Here is a 21,749-nt window from a genome sequence, read left to right as displayed (position 1 = left end):
CGCCGTTGTCCACCGGGCCGGCGGCCGGAGCCGCGGGGCGCCCCGGAGCGGTGTGTTCCGGAGAGTTCGTCGCGTCCGTCATCCCGTCACCTCCGTTGCCGCTTCCGTTCCGGTCGTCGGTGCGCCGTCGGCGGCCGGGTCCACGACCGCGAGCACCTGGTCCATCGCCACGGTGCTGCCCGCCGTGACTTCCAGTTCGGCCACCCGGCCCGCGTGCGGTGCCGTGATCACGTGCTCCATCTTCATGGCCTCCACCACCAGCAGGCTCTGGCCCGCGGCGACCTCGTCGCCGACGGCCGCCTTGACCACCGTGACGGTGCCCGGCATGGGCGCGGTCAGCGCGTCGGCCCCGTGTGCGCCACCGGCCCGCCGCAACGCGTCCGCCACCGGGTCGTGGTCGCGCACCTGCCAGGCTTCGCCGTCCCTGCCCAGCCACACGCCCGGGGTGTCACCGTCCCCGCATCGGACGCGGCTGAGGGTGCGGCTCATGCCGTCCCAGTCGAGCCGGACGGTCGGGCCGCCGGTCCCGGTGCCGGGTGCCAGTCGCGCCCGCACCGGGGTGGCGCCGTCGACGCTGACCTCCATCTCGCCCGGGGCCGGCAGTTCCTCGGGGCGCCTGCCGTCCGGTGCGGTGGGCCGGACCCGGACCGCCACGGAGTCGCGGCCCGGTACCCGCAGCGAGTGCACCGTCCAGGCCCGCTGCCCGCCGAGCCGCCACCCGGACGGCACCGAGAACGGGCTGACCCAGCCGCCGGTCGCGGACGCGGCGGCCGCGGTCTGCGGCGGGCCGATCGGGGGCTGCGCCGTCCCGGTCCCCGGAGCGAGCGCCGCCTGCCGCAGCAGTGCTGCGGCGCCGTACACCTCGTCGGGCACGCTCTCGGGCAGCAGTTCGGCCGCCACGCGGTCCACCAGGCCGGTGTCCAGTTCGCCGGAGGCGACCTCAGGGTGGCCGAGCAGGGCACGCAGGAACGCCGTGTTGGTGTCCACCCCGAGCACCGTGGTGCGGGCGAGCGCCGCGCGCAGCCCGCGCAGCGCGGCGGCCCGGTCGGGGCCCCAGGCGATGACCTTGGAGAGCATCGGGTCGTAGGTCGTGCCCACTTCGGTGCCCTCGGTGAGCCCCGAGTCGGTGCGCACCCCTTCGCCCTGCGGCTCCTCCAGCAGCAGCACCCGCCCGGCCGAGGGCAGGAAGTCCACGTGCCCGTCCTCGGAGCCGGGCGTGCGCCGCGCCGTCTCCGCGCAGATCCGGGCCTCCACCGCGTGCCCGTCGAGGGCGATCTCCTCCTGCCCGAAGGGCAGCGGTTCCCCGGCGGCCACCCGCACCTGCCATTCCACCAGGTCCAGTCCGGTGATCAGCTCGGTGACCGGATGCTCCACCTGGAGCCGGGTGTTCATCTCCATGAAGTAGTAGGACCCGGAGCCGTCGCCCGGCACGATGAACTCGACCGTGCCCGCGCCCCGGTAGCCGCACGAGCGGGCCGCGTTCACCGCCGCCCGCCCCATCGCCTCGCGCGTCGCCGCGTCGAGCAGCGGGCTGGGCGCCTCCTCGATGATCTTCTGGTGGCGGCGCTGGAGCGAGCACTCGCGCTCGCCCAGGTGCAGGACGTTGCCGTGGCCGTCCGCCAGCACCTGGATCTCGATGTGCCGCGGCCGGTCGATCCACCGCTCGACGAGCAGCCCGTCGTCGCCGAAGGCGCCCTTGGCCTCGCGCCGCGCCGCGGCGATCTCGTCGGGCAGTGCCGCCTCGTCCCGCACCAGCCGCATGCCCTTGCCGCCGCCGCCCGCCGAGGGCTTGAGCAGCACCGGCAGACCCGTCCGCCGGGCTGCGGTGGCCAGTTCGGTGTCGGTCAGCCCGGTGCCCGAGGAGCCGGGGACCACCGGCACGTCCGCCGCGGACACCGTCTCCTTGGCGCGGATCTTGTCGCCCATCAGCTCGATGGCTGCCGCGGGCGGACCGATGAAGACGAGGCCGGCCTCGGTACAGCGCTGGGCGAACGCCGCGTTCTCGGCGAGGAAGCCGTACCCCGGATGGACGGCCTGCGCGCCGCTGCGGCGGGCCGCCTCCAGCAGTCGGTCCGCGCTCAGATAGCTGTGGACCGCCGCCGCGGGGCCGATCCGCACGGCCGTGTCGGCCTCCCGCACATGGCGGGCGTCGGCGTCCGCGTCGCTGTGCACCGCGACGGAGCGGATGCCGAGCCTGCGCAGCGTCCGGATCACCCGCACCGCGATCTCGCCGCGGTTGGCGACCAGCACCGTGTCGAACATCGGCCCTCTCCTCGTCCTCACGACCCCGTGGTTCCCGGTCCCGAGGCGGTCCGCCCCGGTCGTGCTTCCGGCCGCGTCCGCGGTCCCCTTCGCGTTCGGCTGTGTCACGTCCGGCCCCTCACATCCGGAAGACGCCGAAGCGGGGCGCCTCCGGGTCGCGTCCGGGCAGCGGGGCGTTGGCGCAGGCGGTCAGGGCCAGCCCCAGCACCTGGCGGGTCTCCAGGGGGTCGATCACCCCGTCGTCCCACAGCCGTGCCGTGGCGTAGTAGGCGTTGCCCTGGGATTCGTACTGCGCGCGGACGGGCGCGCGGAACTCCTCTTCCTCCTCGGCGCTCCACTCCTCGCCGCGGGCCTCCAACTGGTCCCGCTTGACGGTGGCCAGCACCGAGGCGGCCTGCTCTCCGCCCATCACGGAGATCTTGGCGTTCGGCCACATCCACAGGAAGCGCGGGCTGTAGGCCCGGCCGCACATCGAGTAGTTGCCGGCGCCGTAGGAGCCGCCGATCACGACCGTCAGCTTCGGCACCCGGGCGCAGGCCACCGCGGTGACCATCTTGGCGCCGTGTTTGGCGATGCCGCCCGCCTCGTAATCCTTGCCGACCATGAAGCCGGAGATGTTCTGCAGGAAGAGCAGCGGGATGCCGCGCTGGTCGCACAGTTCGATGAAGTGGGCGCCCTTCTGGGCCGACTCGGAGAAGAGGATGCCGTTGTTGGCGACCACACCGACCGGGTGGCCGTGTACGTGGGCGAAGCCGGTGACCAGGGTGGTGCCGTACTCCGCTTTGAACTCCTGGAACCGCGAGCCGTCCACCACACGGGCGATGACCTCGCGTACGTCGTAGGGGGTGCGGGAGTCGGCGGGGACCGCGTCGTAGAGCCCGGCCGGGTCCAGAGCCGGCTCTTCGGCGGGCCGCACGCCCCAGGGCAGGGCCGCGGCGTCGGGGGGCGCGGGGAGCGTGGCGACGATGTGGCGGACGATGCGCAGCGCGTGCGCGTCGTCCTCCGCCAGGTGGTCGGTGACTCCGGAGACCCGGGAGTGGGTCTCGCCGCCGCCCAGTTCCTCGGCCGTCACGACCTCACCGGTCGCTGCTTTCACCAGCGGCGGCCCGCCGAGGAAGATCGTGCCCTGTCCGCGCACGATCACCGCCTCGTCGCTCATCGCGGGGACGTAGGCGCCGCCCGCGGTGCAGGAGCCGAGGACCGCGGCGATCTGCGGGACACCGGCGGCGGACATCCGGGCCTGGTTGTAGAAGATCCGGCCGAAGTGGTCCCGGTCGGGGAAGACGTCGTCCTGCATCGGCAGGAACGCGCCGCCGGAGTCGACCAGATAGAGGCACGGCAGCCGGTTCTCCAGGGCGATCTCCTGCGCACGCAGGTGCTTCTTGACCGTCATGGGGTAGTAGGTGCCGCCCTTGACGGTGGCGTCGTTGGCGACGACCACCACCTCGCGGCCGGCGACCCGGCCGATCCCCGCGATCACCCCGGCGGCGGGCGCCGCGTCGTCGTACATCCCGTCGGCCGCCAGCGGCGCGATCTCCAGGAAGGGGGAGCCGGGGTCCAGCAGCGCGTCCACGCGCTCCCGCGGCAGCAGCTTTCCCCGCGCCGAGTGCCGCTCGCGTGCCCGAGCACCGCCGCCGAGCCGGGCGCGCGCGAGCTTCTCCCGGAGCTGTCCGGCCAGCTCGCGATGGGCTCTGCGGTTCTCAGCGGCGGCGTCCGAGCCGGGGTCGAGGGTGCTGCTCAGGCGCGGCGCTGCGGGCCCGTGCCCGCTCACGTCCCGCACTGTTCGCTCGTTCATCCGACCGGCCCCCTCGCTCGCACGACACCACGCTCTTCCCGCCGCACCACCTCATGTCCGGCGCGGCGCACCACGAGCCGACGCGGACACCGCGATGACCGCGAGCAAGCGCGGTCGGCGAACGCGGTTAGTCAGCGTTAACTCGACGCCTCAAGGTTAACGCTGACTAACGCGACTGTCTAGAATGGTCCGCATGAGGACGAAGACGGCAGGCACGGCCGCACCCAGCCGACGGGAGCAGATCCTGCGGGAGGCCGCACGGCTCTTCGCCGAGCGCGGCTTCCACGGGGTGGGCGTCGACGAGATAGGGGCGGCGGTCGGCATCAGCGGCCCCGGTCTCTACCGCCACTTCGCCGGCAAGGACGCGATGCTGGCCGAGCTGCTGGTCGGGATCAGCCGACGGCTCTACGACGGGGGGCGGCGCCGGGCCGAGCAGTCGGCGGCGGCGGATCTGCCGCCGGGTGCCGCGCTGGACGCGCTGATCGAGGGGCACATCGACTTCGCGCTGGACGACCGCGAGCTGATCACCCTGCACGACCGGGAGCTGGACCGGTTGCGGGAGGCCGACCGCAAGCAGGTGCGCAAGCTCCAGCGGCAGTACGTCGAGCTGTGGGTCTCGGCCGTCCGTGCGCTGTACCCGGGGCTGACCGAGCTGGAGGCCCGGGTCTCGGTGCACACCGTCTTCGGACTGCTGAACTCGACGCCGCATCTGAGCGGCCCCTCGGCGCTGCCGGACCGGGAGACGACGGCGGCACTGCTGCACCGCCTGGCCCGCGGTGCGCTCTCGTCCGCCGCGCCCCCGCCGGAGGGGCCGGGCGGCGACTCCGCGGTGCGGGCCGAGTATCCGCCCGCCGGGCACGAGGGGCCGGCCGCCGCGGTCTGACGGGCGGGCGGGCCGGAGCGGTGCCTCCTCCCGGGAGGAAGCGGGGCGCTGACCCGCGCCGGGGCCGGTTCGCCCTGGACAGTCGAGGTGACTGCTCGGTAGCTTTGACGTGTGTAGGCTGAGCAAGCGCTTAGCCATGCCGAGGTGACGAGGAGGCGTGCTGTGCGCCGCACGGTGTTCAACGAGGACCACGAAGCGTTCCGCCGGACGATCCGCGACTTCATCGCGGCGGAGGTCGTGCCCCATTACCCGCAGTGGGCCGAGCAGGGCTATGTCCCCAAGGACTTCTACAAGAAGCTCGGCGAGCTGGGCGTCTTCGGTATCGAGGTCCCCGAGGAGTACGGCGGCGCGGGGGAGACGAGCTTCAAGTACAACGCGGTGATCACCGAGGAGTGCGCCCGCGCCGGGGTCAGCTTCGGCGGCTCCAGTGTGCACACCGCGCTCTGCCTCCCCTACCTGCTCAAGTACGGCTCCGAGGAGCAGAAGAAGCGCTGGCTCCCGGCCTTCGTCTCCGGCGAGATGATGACCGCGATCGCCATGACCGAGCCGGGCACCGGTTCCGACCTGGCGGGGATGAAGACCACCGCCAAGCTGTCCGAGGACGGCACGCACTACATCCTCAACGGCGCCAAGACCTTCATCACCGGCGGCGTCCAGGCCGACCGGGTGCTGGTCTGCGCCCGCACCGCGGCTCCGGACCCGGCCGACCGGCGCGGCGGCATCTCCATCCTCGTGGTGGACGCCAGGAGCGAGGGCTACGCGGTCGGCCGCAAGCTGGAGAAGCTCGGGCTGCGCTCCTCCGACACCGCCGAGCTGTCCTTCACCGACGTCAAGGTGCCGGTCGAGGACCTGCTGGGCGAGGAGGGCAAGGCGTTCTCCTACCTCACCCACAACCTGCCCCAGGAGCGGCTGGGCATCGCGCTGGGCGCCTACGCGATGTCGGCGGCGGCGGTGCGCTTCGCCCACGAGTACGTCAAGGAGCGGACGGTCTTCGGAAAGGAGGTGGCCTCCTTCCAGAACACCAAGTTCGTGCTCGCCGACTGCAAGTCCGACGTGGACGCGATGCAGGCCGTCGTGGACCGCGCGCTGGAGGCGCTGGACGCCGGTGAGCTGACCCCCGCGGACGCCGCCTCGGCCAAGCTGTTCACCACCGAGACCGCGGCCCGGGTCATCGACAAGTGCCTCCAGCTGCACGGCGGGTACGGCTACATGCTGGAGTACCCGATCGCCAACCTGTACGCCGACACCCGCGTCTCGCGCATCTACGGCGGCACCAGCGAGGTCATGCGCTCCATCGTCGCGAAGTCGATGGGCCTGTGAACGGCCCGGCGCCGACGCGGCACCACCGGGCGGCCGCGGCGACATGAGCCAGGAACTGACCGACCTGCTCGATCTGCTCGACCTGGAGCGGATCGAGCAGGACATCTTCCGGGGCGGCAGCCGCGCCTCCCTGGTGCCCCGGGTCTTCGGCGGACAGGTCGCGGCGCAGGCGCTGGTCGCCGCCTGCCGCACCGTCCCGGCCGGGCGGCTGCCGCACTCCCTGCACGCGTACTTCCTGCGTCCGGGGGACCCCGGGGCGCACATCGTCTACACCGTGGACCGGATACGCGACGGCCGCTCCTTCACCACGCGCCGGGTGGTGGCGGTGCAGCACGGGCAGCCGATCTTCCATCTGTCCGCCTCGTTCCAGACGCACGAGGAGGGGATGGAGCACCAGGAGCCGATGCCCCCGGCGCCCGATCCGGAGACGCTGCCGACCGCGGAGGAGACGGTGCCACGCCACCGGGAGCTGTTCGTCGACCCGCAGGTGCCCGAGCGCCTGCTGCGGGCGCGGGCCGCGGTGGATCTGCGGTACGTCGAGGAGCCGCCGTTCGCCCGGGTCGGCAGCCGGAGCGAGCCGCGCTCCCAGGTGTGGTTCCGCACCAACGGGAAGCTGGACGGCGAGCTGGACGACCCGATGCTGCACATCTGCCTGGCGACCTATGTCTCGGACATGACGCTGCTGGACTCCGTGCTGCTCGCGCACGGCCGGGGCGGCTGGGCCGTCGGTGACGTGGTCGGGGCCTCCCTGGACCACGCGATGTGGTTCCACCGCCCGTTCCGCGCGGACGAGTGGCTGCTCTACGACCAGGAGTCACCCACGGCGCAGGGCGGCCGGGGGCTCGGCAAGGGGCGGATCTTCACCCGGGACGGGCGGCTGGTCGTCTCCGTGATCCAGGAGGGTGTCGTCCGGGTTCCCCGGGCGCGGCGTGCGGGGGCGCCGGGTGGCGCGGCGGGGCGGGCGGCGGATCAGCCCGTGAGCCCCGCGGCGGACAGCAGGTAGGCGGTCATCGGCTCGTAGTAGCGCGGGTCGACCACGTGGTCGTCCAGGGGCACGGCGACCTCCAGCGTGCCCTCCGCCTCGCCCAGGAAGAGTGCGGGGTCGTTGCAGTCGGCGAAGCCGACGGTGGTCAGCCCCTGCTGTGCGGCCCGGCCCGCCCAGCCGTGGTCGGCCACGACCAGGTCGGGCAGCGGTTCGCCGGCCTGCTCCAGGCCCAGCAGCACGCCGGCCATCGGCTGGGGGGAGTGCGTGTGCCACAGGGAGGCGCCCCGCTCGTAGACGGCGACGCCCTGGAACTGGACGATGACGCCCTCGTCGGCGAAGACCCGCAGCGGGGTGCGGACGATGTCGCAGCCGGCGGCGCGCAGCGCGGTGGCGAGGGTGCCGTGCATGTCCAGCAGCGCGCCGGGATGCCCGGTGGCGAACAGCACCCGGGCGCGCGCTTCCGCCGCCTTGCGGAGTTCGGCGGCGGCCCGGTCCAGGGCCGCCACGGTCAGCTCCGGGTCGATGGTGTCCTGGCCGCTGCGGTAGTCCGGGTCGTCGTTGACGCCGCAGCGTTCGGCCATCACCGCGAGGACGTCCTGCTCGTCCGCCCAGCGTTCGCCCAGCTCCAGGCCGAGCCAGTAGTGCCGGTCGCCGTTGGCGAGCTTGCGGTAGTGGGAGAGGTTGTTCTCCCGCGGTGTGGCGACGTCCCCCGCGATCCGGGCGCGCACCAGGTGGCTGGTCAGCTCGGCACGGGAGGGCGCCGGCGGGAGCGGCAGGGCCAGGGGCACGGGCGAGAGCGGCTGCGACATGTACCCATTGTGGCTCGTACTGTCGCTCGATGGACGGAGTGTCCAAAAGGCGGGGTCCGCTCCTGCGGACCGTCCAACGGCGGACGGATGTATTCCGCCTAGGCTCGACGGTATGACCAGCAGCGACATACCCACTCCCGACAGCGCTCCGACCCCCCGCGGCCCCGTCGACTCCTCGCGGGTGCCCCGCTACGCCGGTCCGGCGACCTTCGCGCGGCTGCCGCGGATCGACGAGACGGGCGGTCGCGCCGACGTCGCCGTGGTCGGCGTCCCCTTCGACACCGGTGTCTCCTACCGGCCGGGTGCCCGGTTCGGCGGCAACGCGATCCGGGAGGCGTCCCGGCTGCTGCGGCCCTACAACCCGGCGCAGGACGCCTCGCCGTTCGCGCTGGCGCAGGTCGCGGACGCCGGGGACATCGCCGTCAACCCGTTCGACATCGGCGAGGCCGTCGAGACGGTGGAGGAGGCGGCCGGCTCCCTGCTGGACTCCGGTGCCCGGCTGATGACGCTCGGCGGCGACCACACCATCGCCCTGCCGCTGCTGCGGGCGATGGCGCGCAAGCACGGCCCCGTCGCGCTGCTGCATTTCGACGCGCACCTGGACACCTGGGACACCTACTTCGGCGCCGCCTACACGCACGGCACCCCCTTCCGGCGGGCGGCCGAGGAGGGGGTGCTGGACACCTCGGCGCTCTCCCACGTGGGCACCAGGGGGCCGCTGTACGGGAAGCGCGACCTGGACGACGACGCGAAGATGGGCTTCGGCATCGTCACCTCCGCGGACGTGATGCGGCGCGGGGTGGACGAGGTGACCGACCAGCTCCGGCAGCGCATCGGTTCCCGTCCGCTGTACGTGTCGGTGGACATCGACGTGCTCGATCCGGCGCACGCCCCGGGTACGGGGACGCCGGAGGCGGGCGGGATCACCTCGCGGGAGCTGCTGGAGATCCTGCGTGGACTCTCCGACTGCCATCTCGTCTCGGCCGACCTGGTGGAGGTCGCGCCCGCCTACGACCACGCGGAGATCACCTCTGTCGCGGCTTCCCACACGGCGTACGAGCTGACGACGCTGATGACGCGGCAGATCGCGGCCGCTCGCGGCTGACGGAAGCGTCCCGGATGAGTGGGTTCCGGCCGTGTTGCGGGTGCGGCCCCTCCGGTGCTTCGTACGTGTGCGGACGGTCCCCGCGCCCGGCGGGCGGACCGCCCCTGTTCGGGGCACCGAACGGCCCAGGTCGGCGGGGGCTTGACGGGGTGCCGGAAAACATCCGCTCAGTCACGGAGTGCCACTGGTTTAATACGGGACGTTACTGAATTTGATCGGTCGATGTGCATTTCGTGGAAGTTATCGACAGACTGCACAAGCGATCCCGCGGGAAGACGGCGCGGAGCGGTCGCGGAGCTGGCCTCGTGGGGGGTGCCGGCCCGCACGCACCCAGGGACGCGCCGTCGGTGGCCGGGGCGGCCACGGTGGAGCCACGCGCTCACCTGGCCGCCTTCGGCCACTCTTCGTCCCCCCAGTCTCCTTCGCCCCTTCCCGGCTCCCTTTTTCCCTCCCGGCCCCTTTCGTCCCCCTCCGGCGCCCTGTTCCCACACCCGCTCCGGCGCGGCCCGGAATGAAAGCCCGCTCTCCCGATGTTGGGCACTCGGCAGGAACGATAGGGCGCAGGCCGACGTGAAGGGACTGGGGACGCGGTGACGGAGGAGAGTGCGGGTACGCCGGGCTGGGCCCGGCGGCTGGCCGGGTACTGCTGGCGGTACAGGCGCGCGGTGGTGCTCGCGCTGGGTGCCTCGCTCGGCGGCATGGCCGTCATGGCGCTCGTCCCGCTGCTGACCAAGGTCATCATCGATGACGTGGTGGTCGGCGGCCAGGACGGCCTGTGGGCCTGGATCGGACTGCTCGTCGCCGCGGCAGCCGTCATCTACCTACTGACCTACGCCCGCCGCTACTACGGCGGGCGGCTCGCGCTGGACGTCCAGCACGACCTGCGCACCGAGATGTACCGCTCGATCGTCCGGCTGGACGGCCGCAGCCAGGACGAGCTGTCCACCGGCCAGGTGGTCGGCCGCGGCACCAGTGACCTCCAGCTCGTGCAGAGCCTGCTGTTCATGCTGCCGATGATGATCGGCAACGTGCTGCTGTTCCTGGTGGCGCTCGTCGTGATGCTCGTCCTCTCGCCGCTGCTCACCCTGGTGTCCGTCGCGGTCTTCCCGCTGCTGTGGTGGGTCGCCGACCTGAGCCGCAAGCGGCTCTTCCCCGCCACCTGGTACGCGCAGCAGCAGGCCGGGGCGGTCGCCTCGGTGGTGGACGGCTCGGTCAGCGGCGTCCGCGTGGTCAAGGGCTTCGGCCAGGAGGCGCAGGAGACCGGGAAGCTCCGGGCCGTCAGCCGGAAGCTGTTCGCGGGCCGGCTGCGCACGGTGCGCCTCAACGCGCGCTACACCCCGGCCCTGCAGTCCGTACCCTCGCTCGGCCAGGTCGCCATGCTCGCGCTCGGCGGCTGGATGGCCACCCGCGGCGAGATCACGCTGGGCACCTTCGTCGCCTTCTCCACCTACCTGGCGCAGCTGGTCGGCCCGGTCCGGATGCTGGCCATGATGCTCACCGTCGGACAGCAGGCCAGGGCGGGTGTCGAGCGGGTCTACGACCTGATCGACACCGAACCGCAGATGGCCGAGAGCCCGCACGCCCGCGACCTGCCCGCGTCCGCGGACGCCTCCGTCGAGTTCGAGGACGTCAGCTTCGGCTACGCGGCGGACACCCCCGTGCTGGACGGCTTCAGTCTGCGCATCGAACCCGGCGAGACGGTCGCGCTGGTGGGGGCCAGCGGCAGCGGCAAGTCCACCGTCTCCATGCTGCTGCCGCGCTACTACGACGTGACCGGGGGCGCGGTGCGCGTGGGCGGCCAGGACGTGCGCGAGCTGACCCTGGACTCGCTGCGCTCCGCCATCGGGCTCGTCCCCGAGAACCCCTTCCTGTTCTCCTCCTCCCTCCGGGAGAACATCGCCTACGGCGCCCCCGACGCCACCGACGAGGAGATCCGCGCCGCGGCGCGGGCCGCCCAGGCCGACCGGTTCGTCCAGGAGCTGCCGGACGGCTACGAGACCACCGTCGGCGAACAGGGGCTGACCCTCTCCGGCGGCCAGCGGCAGCGCATCGCCCTCGCCCGCGCCCTGCTCACCGATCCGCGCCTGCTGCTGCTGGACGATGCCACTTCGGCCGTGGACGCGCGCGTGGAGCACGAGATCCACGAGGCGCTGCGCGAGGTCATGGCCGGCCGCACCACCCTGCTGATCGCCCATCGGCAGTCCACCCTGGCGCTGGCCGACCGGATCGCGGTGCTGGACGGCGGCCGGCTGGCCGACATCGGCACCCACGAGGAACTGGTCGAGCGCTGCGCCCTCTACCGGCGGCTGCTGACCGACCCGGACGAACTCGGCGACGTGGAGCGCGACCCGGCCGGAATGGCCGTGCACGACGCGCACGACACCGTCGACGGGGTGACCCCAGAGCTGTGGGTACGCGAGCAGGAGCCGGGAACCGAGGGCGCTTTGCCGGGCGGCGGCAGCGGAACCGCCGCCGCGCAGGCCGGCCGGCCCGGAGCCTTCGGCACCGAACTGGCGGGCCTGCCCGGCAGCCCCGAACTGCTCGCCAGAGTGGCGGCGCTGCCCCCGGCCGACGACCTCCCCGAAGTGGACGAGGAGCGCGCGGAGCGGCGCGAGGACTCCTACGGGCTGCGTCGCCTGCTGCGTGGCTTCGGCGCCGCCCTGCTGGTCGCCCTGGTCTTCGCCGCGCTGGACGCCGGGTTCGGGCTGGTGCTGCCCGTGCTGATCCGGCACGGCATCGACGACGGGGTGGAGCAGGGCGCGCTGGGCGCGGTCTGGTTCGCCTCCGGGCTGGCGCTGGCCGTGGTCGTCGCGCAGTGGGCCGCCCAGACCGGCTCGCTGCTGCTGACCGGGCGCACCGGCGAGCGGGTGCTCTACGCCCTGCGGGTGAAGATCTTCGCGCAACTGCAGCGGCTGGGCCTCGACTACTACGAACGGCACCAGGCGGGCGCCGTGATGACCCGGATGACGACCGACGTCGACGCGCTCTCCACGTTCCTGCAGACCGGGCTGGTCACCGCTGTCGTGTCGCTCTTCACCTTCCTGGGCATCCTCGGCGCGCTGCTGGTGCTCGACGTCCAACTGGCGCTGGTGGTCTTCGCGACGCTGCCGCTGCTGGTCGTCGGCACCTACTTCTTCCGCCGGCAGAGCGTCAAGGCGTACGAACTGGCCCGGGAGCGGGTCAGCGTGGTCAACGCCGACCTGCAGGAGTCGGTCGCCGGGCTGCGGATGGTGCAGGCGTTCCGCGGCGAGGAGCGCGGCGCCGAACAGTTCGCCCGCCGCAGCGACGGCTACCGCCGGGCGCGGGTGCGCGGCCAGTGGCTGATCTCGGTCTACTTCCCGTTCGTGCAGCTCCTGGCCGCCGTGGCGACTGCCGCGGTGCTCGTCGTGGGTGCCGGGCGGATCGAGGACAACAGCCTGACGGCCGGGGCTCTGGTGGCCTACCTGCTCTACATCGAGCTGTTCTTCGCACCGGTGCAGCAGCTCTCGCAGGTCTTCGACGGCTATCAGCAGGCAGCCGTCTCGCTGCGCCGCATCCAGGAGCTGCTGCGCGAGGAGAGCAGCACGCCCGTCGCCGCCTCACCGCGGGAGATGACCGCACTGCGTGGCGGGATCGAGTTCCGGGACGTGCACTTCCACTACGCCACCGAGGACCCCTCCGGTGCGCAGGGGGAGCAGGCGGCACTCTCGGACATCCGGCTGACCATTCCGGCCGGGCAGACGGTCGCCTTCGTGGGCGAGACCGGTGCGGGCAAGTCCACCCTGGTCAAGCTGGTCGCGCGGTTCTACGACCCGACCCGGGGCGCCGTCCTGGCGGACGGTGAGGATCTGCGCGGCATCGACCTGACCGGCTACCGGCACCGGATCGGCGTGGTGCCCCAGGAGCCCTACCTCTTCCCCGGGACCGTGCGGGACGCCATCGCCTACGGGCGGGTGGACGCGACGGACGCGGAGGTGGAGGCGGCGGCCCGGGGCGTCGGTGCGCACGACATGATCGCCTCCCTGTCGGGCGGATATCTGCACGAGGTGGACGAGCGGGGCCGCAACCTCTCGGCCGGACAGCGCCAGCTGATCGCGCTGGCCCGGGCCGAACTGGTGGACCCGGCGATCCTGCTGCTGGACGAGGCGACGGCGGCGCTCGACCTGGCGACCGAGTCGCTGGTCAACCAGGCCACCGACCGGCTGGCCGGAGAACGGACCACCCTGGTGGTGGCGCACCGGCTGACGACGGCCGCGCGCGCCGACCGCGTGATCGTCCTCGATCAGGGGCGGATCGCCGAGGACGGCACCCATGAGGAGCTGGTGGCGCTCGGCGGGCGCTACGCGGAGCTGTGGCGGACCTTCGCCGGGGAGACGGCGGGTGGCTCCGAGCACGCGGTGGTGTGAGCCCGCGCGGTCGGGCGCCCGCGGGGCCGGGGGGTGCCGCCCGGCCCCGCACCGGGCGGCCGGTACCGAGTGCTTCGCCCGGAGCGGTCAGCGTCCGCGGTTGCGCGGGTGCGCCCGGGCGGTGCGCTCGTTGCCGCGCTTGTAGTTGCCCGTCCAGCGGGCCATGACCAACTGCTCGTCCCCGGCGGAGACTTTCTGGAGGAAGCGCTGGGCCCGCCCGTCGCGCAGCGTGGTGACCGGGTGGCCACGGTGGCTGATCACCACCGTCCCCGCGGGTCCGCGCTGCTCATAGGTGAATCCGTGTGGCTGCGGCATGCGCCGACAGTACGCCTCAGGCGTCGCACAGGCCGACCAGATATTCGTCGACCGTCTGCACCTGGCCCCAGGGCAGCGGCTCCGAACCGCTGCGCCAGTGCAGCGCGGAGATCTCCTCGGTCGGGGTGAAGGGCAGCACCTCGGCCAGTTCGCCGGTGAAGACGGCGCCGTAGAGCACCCGCCGCTCGGGGCCCAGCGAGGTGCGGGCGAACCCGGCGAAGTGCAGGGCCGCCGGGTCGGCCGTCTGGCCGGTCTCCTCGCGCAGTTCACGGAGGGCGGCGCCGCGCGGGCTCTCGCCCTCCTCGATGCCGCCGCCGGGCAGTTCCCAGCAGGCGCGGCTGCGTACGTGCACCATCAGCAGCTTCCCGGCGTGCCGCACGACCAGCAGGACGTAGCCGACCGGGGCGTCCGGGAAACGGGTCTCCTCGGGTTCGGCGTGGAAGGAGAGCAGCCGCATCTCGCGCGGGCCGGTGGCCAGCGGCGCGGGCGGGGTGGGAGGCGCGGAGTCGTCCATGGACGGCAGCGTAACGGGGACCGCCGACAGGGCGGTTCGCACCGCTGAGCGGTGCTCGTTCACCCGTATGCGTACAGCGGGTCGGTGTCGGGGTCTGGCAAAGCCGGTCGGACGCCGATAGGTTCACGACGACTTTTGACGTAGTAAGGGGAGGGTGAATGCGTAAAACGCTCAGATGGCTGCTGTCTCTGGTGGTGCTGATAGGCACCTTCAGTGTCGGCAGCGCCTCGGCGGGGGCCGCCACCGCGGCCGATCCCGCGGCCGGCCAGGACATCAAGGACCGGATCCTCGCGGTGCCCGGGATGAGCCTCATCGAGGAGAAGCCCGTCGACGGATACCGCTTCTTCCTGCTCAACTACGAACAGCCGGTGGACCATCGACGTCCCTGGAAGGGCACGTTCAAGCAGCGCATCTCCATCCTGCACAAGGACACGAACCGGCCCACGGTCTTCTTCACCAGCGGCTACAACCTCAACACCAACCCCAGCCGCAGTGAGCCGACGCAGCTGACGGACGGCAACCAGGTCTCCATGGAGTACCGGTTCTTCACGCCCTCCAGGCCCGAGCCCGCGGACTGGTCGAAGCTGACCATCTGGCAGGCGGCCAGCGACCAGCACCGCATCTACCAGGCGCTCAAGAAGATCTACCGCAAGAACTGGATCGCGACCGGCGGCAGCAAGGGCGGCATGACCGCAACGTACTACCGCCGCTTCTATCCGCGTGACATGGACGGGACAGTCCCCTACGTGGCACCCAACGACGTCCGCAACGACGAGGACTCCGCGTACTACCGGTTCTTCCGCAATGTCGGCTCCAAGGAGTGCCGGGACCGCCTCAACGGCGCGCAGCACGAGATCTTCGAGCGGCGCGGCGCGATGGTCTCCCGGATCAAGGCGTGGGCCAAGGAGAACGACTACACCTTCAAGCTGGCCGGCAGCGCCGACCGGGCGTTCGAACTGGTCGCGCAGGACCTCGTCTGGGGCTTCTGGCAGTACCACCTGGAGAGCGAGTGCGACCAGGTGCCCGCCACCGACGCCTCCACCGACACGCTCTACAAGTGGGCCGATGAGATCGGCGGCTGGTCGGCCGGCACCGACCAGGGCATCACCCCCTACGTGCCGTACTACTACCAGGCCGGTACCCAGATGGGGTCGCCCGACTACGAGGAGCCCCTTCTCGACGACGTGCGCAAGTACCCGGGCCTGAACGTGCCGAGCACCTACGTGCCGCGCAGCATCCCGGTGGAGTTCAACAAGCACGACCGGGCGATGCGCGACATCGACCGCTGGGTGCGCCACCGCTCCTCGCAGATGCTCTACATCTACGGTGAGAACGACCCCTGGGGCGCCGAGCCGTTCCGTCCCGGCCGGCACACCAAGGACACGGCCGTCTTCTGGGCGCCCGGACAGGACCACGGCGCGCGGATCGCCACTCTCGAGGACGACGACCGGGCCGCCGCCACCAAGATGGTGCTGGAGTTCGCCGGACTGGACCACGACGCGGACAAGAAGAAGCCCGAACGCCTGACGAAGTACGACCGGAAGCTGGACAAGCCCCGCAAGCACACGCTGGAGCTGCGTCCCTGACGCGGGCTCGCGTCACTGACGCGGCTGCCGGCGGCGCCCTTCCTCTCGCGGCGGGGCGCCGCCGTTCGCGTCCGGGCGGACCGGCCACGTCCGCGTCGCCCGGGCCCTCGCGCTCCGGCCCGGACGGTCCAGAACCCGTCCGGGCCGGGCGGTTCAGGCCGCTTCGGCCAGCAGTCCCAGCAGATGGCCATGGACCCCGGGCAACAGCGCGGGCAGTTCGCGGGCCTGGGGGAACCAGCGCTTCTCGTACTCCCAGCACAGCCACTCGACGCCCGCGCCGGACTGCGCGTCCGCCGCCCGGGTCAGCACGTCCGCGACCTCGGTGAGCGGCAGCACGCCCTCGCCGGGCGCCAGCGGCGCCGGGTCCTCCCGCGAGGCGATGTCCTTCACCTGCACATAGCCCAGATACGGGGCGAGCAGCCGGTAGGTCTCCGCCGGGTCCTCGCAGCCCCGCCAGGTGTGCATGACATCCCACAGGGCTCCGGCGCCCGGGTGGTCGACCGCGCTCAGGACCCGTGTCACGTCCGCGCCGGTGGGGTGCGAGTCGTGCGTCTCCAGCAGCACCCGCACCCCGAGATCGGCGGCGATGACGGCGGCCTGCCGCAGCCGCCGCACGGCGTTCGCGTCGCCCTCCGCGACATCCGGGCCGCCGCCGGGGAAGACCCGGGCGTACGGCGCGCCCAGGTCGCGGGCCAGCTCCAGCAGGGCGCGCACCTCCGCCAGCACCGGCGCGTCCTCGCCGCTCTCGGCCATCCGCGGGTATCCCGCGACGCTCAGCGGCGCGAGACCGGCCTCCGCGAACTGCGCCGCGACCCGCTGCCGTGCGGCGCGGTCGAGGCCGGGATGCACGGGCTCCTCCGGGTGGGCGCGCAGTTCGACCCCGTGGAAGCCCGAGTCGGCGGCCAGCCGCAGTACTTCGTCGACGGGCATGCCGGGCACGCCGAGCGTGGAGAACGCGAGTCGCATGCGCTCACCCGACCAGATGCCCTCCCGTGCGGCAAGACTCCGGGAGCTCGTGTCGCCGCGCGGGCCCGGGCGACACGCGCGCGGCGGCTCCGATCGACCGCGCCTGCGGGGGGCTCACGCTCCGGCGCGGGGCGGAGCGGTGGAGGCGCGGACCACCAGCGCGTGCGGCATGGTCGTCGTCCCGCCCGGTGGGGCCGGCCGGGTGCCCAGGGCGAGCTGTCCGGCGCGGGCACCGGCTTCCTGCAGCGGCAGCCGCACGGTGGTCAGTCCGGGTGCGGCGTCGGCGCTGAAGGGCAGGTCGTCGAATCCGGCCACCGACACGTCCTGCGGGACGCGCCGCCCGGCGTCCCGCAGGGCGGCGCAGACGCCGAGCGCGACGGTGTCGTTGGCGGCCAGCACGGCGGTCGTCTCCGGTGCCCTGCGCAGCAGTTCGACGGCGCCCCGGTAGCCGCAGGCGCGGTCGTAGCCGCCCGCGTGCACGGTCAGCCGCTCCGCCCGGTCCGGACCGACGGCCCCGTCCGCCGCCAGCGCCGCCAGATGGCCCGCCAGCCGGTGCCGGGTGGTGGTCCGCTCCGAAGGCCCGGCGACGTAGCCGATGTGCCGGTGGCCCAGCGCCAGCAGATGCGCGGTGAGCGCGTGCGCGCCGCCGCGGTTGTCGAAGGCCACGGTCAGGACGGCACCGCGCGCCGCACGCCGGGCGCTCCTGCCCCGCGCCCCCGCGACCGGCCGCGCGTCCGGCCCGGCGACAGGCGCCGGAATCGCAGTAGCCGGCGCGTCCGGCCCCGGAATCGCCGTCGCTTCCGCCCCCGGCCCCGGCGGGTCCAGCGGCGGACGGCCGCACAGCACGATCCGGGTGCCGTCCGCGGCGAGCCGCCTCAGACGTGCTGCCAGGGACGCGCGGTGCGCCGGATCCTCGACCGCTCCGCCGGTCAGCACGATCGCCGCCGCCCGCTGGCGCTGCAGCAGGGTGAGATAGGTCAGCTCCCGTTCGGGCGATCCGCCGGTGTTGCAGACCACGGCGAGTCTGCGCGGCACTTGGCCGTCCGCACCGCTGTCCAGTTCGCCCTGCACGGCTCCTGCGACGATGCCGAAGAACGGGTCGGCGATGTCGTTGACGAGGATGCCCAGCAGGTCGGAGCTGGCCGCGGCGAGTGCGCTGGCGGGACCGTCCACCACGTACTCCAGCTCGGCCACGGCACGCAGCACGCGGCTCCTGGTGGCGCCCGCGACGGGGTAGTCGCCGCTCAGCACGCGGGAGACGGTCGCGGAGGAGACACCGGCGCGGGCGGCGACGTCCGCCAGGGTCACTGCCATCCGTCCGCCCCTCGTTCCGCCGCCTCGTCCCGGGTCGACGACATGTTCCCATGCGCTCCGCAGGCCACCGTGCCGTCCGCCAACTCCCTTGCCGGGCAGGGCTGCTGGAGCTACCGTGAGCCGTTGGCCGCTAGAAAGCGCTTACTACGTGTCGATGCCACCGCGCGGACGCGCTCGCCGAACCGGGCGCCGCGACAGCAGGGAGACGAGCACGCGTGTCACGCAGGACGATCCGCATCGCCATGAACGGCGTCACCGGCCGGATGGGCCACCGCCAGCACCTCGTGCGCTCCCTGCTCGCGCTGCGCGAGGAGGGCGGGCTCGACCTGGGCGGCGGCCGGACGCTGTGGCCCGAACCCGTCCTGGTGGGCCGCAGGGAGGACGCGCTGCGCTCCCTCGCGCACCAGCACGGACTGGACCCGCGGGCCGTCTCCACCGACCTGGACGCGGTGCTGGCGGACGACAGCATCGAGGTCTACTTCGACGCACAGATCACCTCCGAGCGCCTCGCGGCACTGCGCAAGGCCGTCGCGGCCGGCAAGCACGTCTACGCGGAGAAACCCACCGCCACCTCGCTCGACGGCGCCCTGGAGCTGGCCAGGGCGGCGACCCGGGCCGGAGTCGAGCACGGCGTCGTCCAGGACAAGCTCTTCCTGCCCGGACTGCGCAAGCTCGCCCGGCTGGTCAGGGGCGGCTTCTTCGGCCGGGTGCTCTCGGTACGGGGCGAGTTCGGCTACTGGGTCTTCGAGGGCGACTGGCAGAGCGCCCAGCGGCCCTCGTGGAACTACCGTGCCCAGGAGGGCGGCGGCATCGCCGGTGACATGTTCCCGCACTGGGAGTACGTGCTGCACAACCTCTTCGGCCGGGTCGCCTCCGTCCAGGCCCACCTGGCCACCCACCTTCCGCACCGCTGGGACGAGCGGGGCGAGCCCTACCGGGCCACGGCGGACGACTCCGCGTACGGAATCTTCACCCTGGAGGGCGGCGCCGTCGCCCAGATCAACTCCTCCTGGGCGGTACGGGTGCACCGCGACGAACTGGTCGAGTTCCAGGTGGACGGCACCGAGGGCTCCGCCGTCGCCGGTCTGCGCGGTTGTCGCTACCAGCACCGGGCCGGCACCCCCAGACCGGTGTGGAACCCGGACCTGCCCGCCGCCGAGCGGTTCCGCGACCAGTGGCAGGAGGTGCCCGACAACGACGGGGACGAGGCCACCAACGGCTTCAAGGCCCAGTGGGAGCTCTTCCTGCGCCGCGTCGCCGACCGGGACGGCACCGCTCCGGTCGGCGGCGGCGAGGGCGATGCCGGCGACGGCGCCCGGGGGGAGGCCGCCGGGCAGTGCCCCTGGGACCTGCTCGCGGGCGCCCGCGGCGTGCAGCTCGCCGAACTGGCCCGGATCTCCTCGGCGGAGGGCCGCCGCATCGAGGTGCCGGAGCTGGTGCTGTGATCCGGCTGCCCGACCCCGCCACCGGGGGCCTCCGCACCCGCGAATCCCGCCGCCTCCCCGCCCCGGCCGTACGCGGACCCCGCCGGGAGGGCGCCGGGGCCGGGCCGCAGCCCACGTCCCGCAGGCTCCTGGCCGCCGCCCACGTGGTCGCCGACCCGCTGGCCGACGTGCCGCCCGACGGCCCCGCGGCGCTCGACTGGGACGCCACCCTCGCCTTCCGGCACCACCTGTGGAGCCACGGGCTGGGGGTCGCCGAGGCCATGGACACCGCACAGCGCGGTGCGGGCCTGGACCGGGCGGCGGCCGGCGAACTGATCCGGCGTACGGCCGCGGAGGCGAAGGCGGTCGGCGGGCAGGTGGCCTGCGGTGTGGGCACCGATCTGCTGGACCCCCGGACACCGGACCGGGACCGGTCGGCCGCCTCCTCGGAGACGGCCGCGGTCGTCGCCGCCTACGAGGAGCAGTTGGCGCTGACCGAGGAGGCGGGCGCGCAGGCCGTCCTGCTGGCCTCCCGCGGACTGGCGGCCGTCGCGCGTGGTCCGGAGGACTACGAGCACGTCTACGGCTGCCTGCTGCGCCAGGTGAGCACCCCGGTCGTGCTGCACTGGCTGGGGCACGCGTTCGACCCCGCGCTGGAGGGCTACTGGGGCAGCCGCGATCCGGACGCGGCCGCCGGCACCCTGCTGCGCATCGTCGCGGCGCACCCCGGAAAGGTGGACGGGGTGAAGGTCTCGCTGCTGGACGCGGACCGCGAAGTGGCGCTTCGGCGGCGGCTGCCGGCCGGGGTGCGCTGCTACACCGGGGACGACTTCCACTACCCGCAGCTGATCGAGGGCGACCGCGCGGGCCACAGCGACGCGCTGCTGGGGGTCTTCGATCCGCTGGCGCCGTTCGCCGCGCAGGCCGCGGCGCTGCTGGACGCGGGGGACGCGGCGGGGTTCCGGGCGGTGCTCGACCCGACCGTCGCGCTGGCCCGGCACCTCTTCCAGGCGCCGACCCGCCACTACAAGACCGGTGTGGTGCTGCTCGCCTGGCTCTGCGGGCACCAGGAGCACTTCACCATGGCCGGCGGGCTCCAGTCGGCGCGCTCGCTGCCGCATCTGGCGCGGGTCTGGGAACTGGCGGACGAGCTCGGCCTCTTCCCCGACCCGGAGCGCGCCGAACACCGGATGAAGCAGCTGCTCGCGGTGGGGGGAGTGGTCCAGTGAGCCGGGCACGCAGCACCAGGGAGGGCCTGGCGCGGCTCTCGGTGAACCAGGAGACGGTGCGCCAGCTCTCGCTGCCCGAATTGGCGCGCGGCGCGGCCGAGCTGGGCATCGGGGGCGTCGGACTGTGGCGCGAGCCGGTGCGGGCCCACGGTCCGGCTGCCGCGGCCCGCCTGATGCGGCGGCACGGACTGGCCGTCACCTCGCTGTGCCGGGGCGGGTTCTTCACCGAGCAGGAGCCCGCGGCGCGCCGCGCGGCGCTGGACGACAACCGTGCGGCGCTCGACGAGGCGGCCGAACTGGGCACCGGCGTCCTGGTGCTGGTCCCCGGCGGGCTGCCGGAGGGGGAGCGGGACCTCGCGGTGGCGCGCGAGCGGGTCGGAGACGCGCTCGCCGAACTCGTCCCCGCCGCCCGGGAGCGCGGCGTACGGCTGGCACTCGAACCGCTGCACCCGATGTACGCCGCGGACCGGTGCGTGGTCTCCACCCTCGGTCAGGCACTCGACCTCGCCGGACGGTTCCCCGCCGAGGAGGTCGGGATCGTGGCCGACGCCTACCACCTGTGGTGGGACGAGCGAGTGCCGCGGCAGCTCGCGCACGCGGGCGCGCAGCACCGCATCGCGCTCCTCCAGCTCGCCGACTGGGTCACCCCGCTGCCCGCCGGAGTGCTGCTGGGGCGCGGCCAGCTGGGGGACGGCGCGATCGATCTGCGGGCCTTCCGCGGTTGGACGGACGCGGCGGGCTACCGGGGCCCGGTGGAGGTGGAGATCTTCAACCCCGCGCTGTGGGCGCGGGACGGCACCCAGGTGCTGCGGGAGACCGCGGCGCGGTACCTCCGGCATGTCCTGTAGGTGCCGGCC

At 73.3% G+C, this 21,749-nt stretch carries 16 protein-coding genes; 9 read left to right on the top strand and 7 right to left on the bottom strand.

Translation table 11 applies throughout. The features are described from left to right. Nucleotides 1–78 precede the first annotated feature (78 nt). Both ACFYMO_RS09900 and ACFYMO_RS09895 read right to left on the bottom strand, forming a co-directional pair. Entirely contained in the window at nucleotides 79–2,262 is a 2,184-nt protein-coding gene (locus tag ACFYMO_RS09900) for a biotin carboxylase N-terminal domain-containing protein (protein WP_366769766.1), read from the bottom strand. Between the two features lie 118 nt (nucleotides 2,263–2,380). Next, the gene (locus tag ACFYMO_RS09895; protein WP_366769767.1) at nucleotides 2,381–4,057 is read right to left on the bottom strand and encodes a carboxyl transferase domain-containing protein; all 1,677 of its coding nucleotides are present in this window, start codon (nucleotides 4,055–4,057) and stop codon (nucleotides 2,381–2,383) included. Nucleotides 4,058–4,241: 184 nt separating this feature from the next. Between ACFYMO_RS09895 and ACFYMO_RS09890 the strand changes: the two genes are divergently transcribed. The 3 genes from ACFYMO_RS09890 (at nucleotide 4,242) to tesB (ending at nucleotide 7,263) form a co-directional block, all read left to right on the top strand. Beyond that, nucleotides 4,242–4,940 (top strand): TetR/AcrR family transcriptional regulator, encoded by a 699-nt coding sequence (locus ACFYMO_RS09890; RefSeq protein WP_388545448.1) that lies wholly within the window; start codon nucleotides 4,242–4,244, stop codon nucleotides 4,938–4,940. Between the two features lie 162 nt (nucleotides 4,941–5,102). Beyond that, the gene (locus tag ACFYMO_RS09885) at nucleotides 5,103–6,260 is read left to right on the top strand and encodes an acyl-CoA dehydrogenase family protein (protein WP_019357096.1); all 1,158 of its coding nucleotides are present in this window, start codon (nucleotides 5,103–5,105) and stop codon (nucleotides 6,258–6,260) included. Between the two features lie 43 nt (nucleotides 6,261–6,303). Next, a complete protein-coding gene (gene tesB / locus ACFYMO_RS09880; protein WP_366769769.1) occupies nucleotides 6,304–7,263 on the top strand; it encodes an acyl-CoA thioesterase II in 960 nt (319 codons plus the stop codon). Here the strand turns inward: tesB and ACFYMO_RS09875 are convergent. Beyond that, entirely contained in the window at nucleotides 7,230–8,054 is an 825-nt protein-coding gene (locus ACFYMO_RS09875) for a phosphatase (RefSeq protein ID WP_366769770.1), read from the bottom strand. The genes tesB and ACFYMO_RS09875 overlap by 34 nt on opposite strands. A 112-nt stretch (nucleotides 8,055–8,166) precedes the next feature. On the opposite strand from ACFYMO_RS09875, the gene speB reads away from it, so the two are divergent. Together speB and ACFYMO_RS09865 are read left to right on the top strand one after the other, a co-directional pair. Beyond that, on the top strand, nucleotides 8,167–9,159 hold the full coding sequence (gene speB / locus ACFYMO_RS09870) for an agmatinase (protein ID WP_388545443.1): 993 nt from the start codon (nucleotides 8,167–8,169) through the stop codon (nucleotides 9,157–9,159). Between the two features lie 590 nt (nucleotides 9,160–9,749). Beyond that, nucleotides 9,750–13,544: an ABC transporter ATP-binding protein gene (locus ACFYMO_RS09865; protein ID WP_366769771.1), complete on the top strand. Its 3,795-nt coding sequence runs from the start codon at nucleotides 9,750–9,752 to the stop codon at nucleotides 13,542–13,544. Nucleotides 13,545–13,631: 87 nt separating this feature from the next. On the opposite strand, the gene ACFYMO_RS09860 is transcribed toward ACFYMO_RS09865, so the two are convergent. Both ACFYMO_RS09860 and ACFYMO_RS09855 read right to left on the bottom strand, forming a co-directional pair. After that, a complete protein-coding gene (locus ACFYMO_RS09860; protein WP_388545439.1) occupies nucleotides 13,632–13,859 on the bottom strand; it encodes a hypothetical protein in 228 nt (75 codons plus the stop codon). A 16-nt stretch (nucleotides 13,860–13,875) separates the two neighbouring features. Continuing rightward, on the bottom strand, nucleotides 13,876–14,373 hold the full coding sequence (locus ACFYMO_RS09855; RefSeq protein ID WP_366769772.1) for an NUDIX domain-containing protein: 498 nt from the start codon (nucleotides 14,371–14,373) through the stop codon (nucleotides 13,876–13,878). Between the two features lie 158 nt (nucleotides 14,374–14,531). On the opposite strand from ACFYMO_RS09855, the gene ACFYMO_RS09850 reads away from it, so the two are divergent. Next, the gene (locus ACFYMO_RS09850) at nucleotides 14,532–15,959 is read left to right on the top strand and encodes a S28 family serine protease (RefSeq protein WP_366769773.1); all 1,428 of its coding nucleotides are present in this window, start codon (nucleotides 14,532–14,534) and stop codon (nucleotides 15,957–15,959) included. Between the two features lie 153 nt (nucleotides 15,960–16,112). Here the strand turns inward: ACFYMO_RS09850 and ACFYMO_RS09845 are convergent, their stop codons facing one another. Together ACFYMO_RS09845 and ACFYMO_RS09840 are read right to left on the bottom strand one after the other, a co-directional pair. Further along, the gene (locus tag ACFYMO_RS09845; protein ID WP_366769774.1) at nucleotides 16,113–16,925 is read right to left on the bottom strand and encodes a sugar phosphate isomerase/epimerase family protein; all 813 of its coding nucleotides are present in this window, start codon (nucleotides 16,923–16,925) and stop codon (nucleotides 16,113–16,115) included. Nucleotides 16,926–17,039: 114 nt separating this feature from the next. Continuing rightward, the gene (locus ACFYMO_RS09840) at nucleotides 17,040–18,239 is read right to left on the bottom strand and encodes a LacI family DNA-binding transcriptional regulator (protein ID WP_388545435.1); all 1,200 of its coding nucleotides are present in this window, start codon (nucleotides 18,237–18,239) and stop codon (nucleotides 17,040–17,042) included. Nucleotides 18,240–18,454: 215 nt separating this feature from the next. Between ACFYMO_RS09840 and ACFYMO_RS09835 the strand changes: the two genes are divergently transcribed. Genes ACFYMO_RS09835 through ACFYMO_RS09825 form a run of 3 tightly spaced genes read left to right on the top strand, consistent with a single transcriptional unit; the run spans nucleotide 18,455 to nucleotide 21,740 of the window. Then, a complete protein-coding gene (locus ACFYMO_RS09835; RefSeq protein WP_366769776.1) occupies nucleotides 18,455–19,684 on the top strand; it encodes a Gfo/Idh/MocA family oxidoreductase in 1,230 nt (409 codons plus the stop codon). Next, nucleotides 19,681–20,892, top strand: a complete 1,212-nt coding sequence (locus ACFYMO_RS09830) for a dihydrodipicolinate synthase family protein (protein WP_366769777.1) — start codon at nucleotides 19,681–19,683, stop codon at nucleotides 20,890–20,892. Before ACFYMO_RS09835 ends, ACFYMO_RS09830 begins: the two co-directional genes overlap by 4 nt. Beyond that, nucleotides 20,889–21,740, top strand: coding sequence for a sugar phosphate isomerase/epimerase family protein (locus ACFYMO_RS09825; protein ID WP_366769778.1), 852 nt, complete (start codon nucleotides 20,889–20,891; stop codon nucleotides 21,738–21,740). Before ACFYMO_RS09830 ends, ACFYMO_RS09825 begins: the two co-directional genes overlap by 4 nt. Nucleotides 21,741–21,749: the final 9 nt, after the last annotated feature.

Source organism: Streptomyces sp. NPDC007025, assembly GCF_042869455.1.
In the GTDB taxonomy this organism is placed as follows: Bacteria; Actinomycetota; Actinomycetes; order Streptomycetales; family Streptomycetaceae; genus Streptomyces.
This window is presented reverse-complemented; position numbering and strand designations above follow the sequence as displayed.

What these genes read in the sequence shown, in the direction of transcription:
- ACFYMO_RS09900 (WP_366769766.1), bottom strand. Translation starts at nt 2,262, where the DNA reads ATGTTCGACACGGTGCTGGTCGCCAACCGCGGCGAGATCGCGGTGCGG.
- ACFYMO_RS09895 (WP_366769767.1), bottom strand. Translation starts at nt 4,057, where the DNA reads ATGAACGAGCGAACAGTGCGGGACGTGAGCGGGCACGGGCCCGCAGCG.
- ACFYMO_RS09890 (WP_388545448.1), top strand. Translation starts at nt 4,242, where the DNA reads ATGGTCCGCATGAGGACGAAGACGGCAGGCACGGCCGCACCCAGCCGA.
- tesB (WP_366769769.1), top strand. Translation starts at nt 6,304, where the DNA reads ATGAGCCAGGAACTGACCGACCTGCTCGATCTGCTCGACCTGGAGCGG.
- ACFYMO_RS09875 (WP_366769770.1), bottom strand. Translation starts at nt 8,054, where the DNA reads ATGTCGCAGCCGCTCTCGCCCGTGCCCCTGGCCCTGCCGCTCCCGCCG.
- speB (WP_388545443.1), top strand. Translation starts at nt 8,167, where the DNA reads ATGACCAGCAGCGACATACCCACTCCCGACAGCGCTCCGACCCCCCGC.
- ACFYMO_RS09860 (WP_388545439.1), bottom strand. Translation starts at nt 13,859, where the DNA reads ATGCCGCAGCCACACGGATTCACCTATGAGCAGCGCGGACCCGCGGGG.
- ACFYMO_RS09855 (WP_366769772.1), bottom strand. Translation starts at nt 14,373, where the DNA reads ATGGACGACTCCGCGCCTCCCACCCCGCCCGCGCCGCTGGCCACCGGC.
- ACFYMO_RS09850 (WP_366769773.1), top strand. Translation starts at nt 14,532, where the DNA reads ATGCGTAAAACGCTCAGATGGCTGCTGTCTCTGGTGGTGCTGATAGGC.
- ACFYMO_RS09845 (WP_366769774.1), bottom strand. Translation starts at nt 16,925, where the DNA reads ATGCGACTCGCGTTCTCCACGCTCGGCGTGCCCGGCATGCCCGTCGAC.
- ACFYMO_RS09840 (WP_388545435.1), bottom strand. Translation starts at nt 18,239, where the DNA reads ATGGCAGTGACCCTGGCGGACGTCGCCGCCCGCGCCGGTGTCTCCTCC.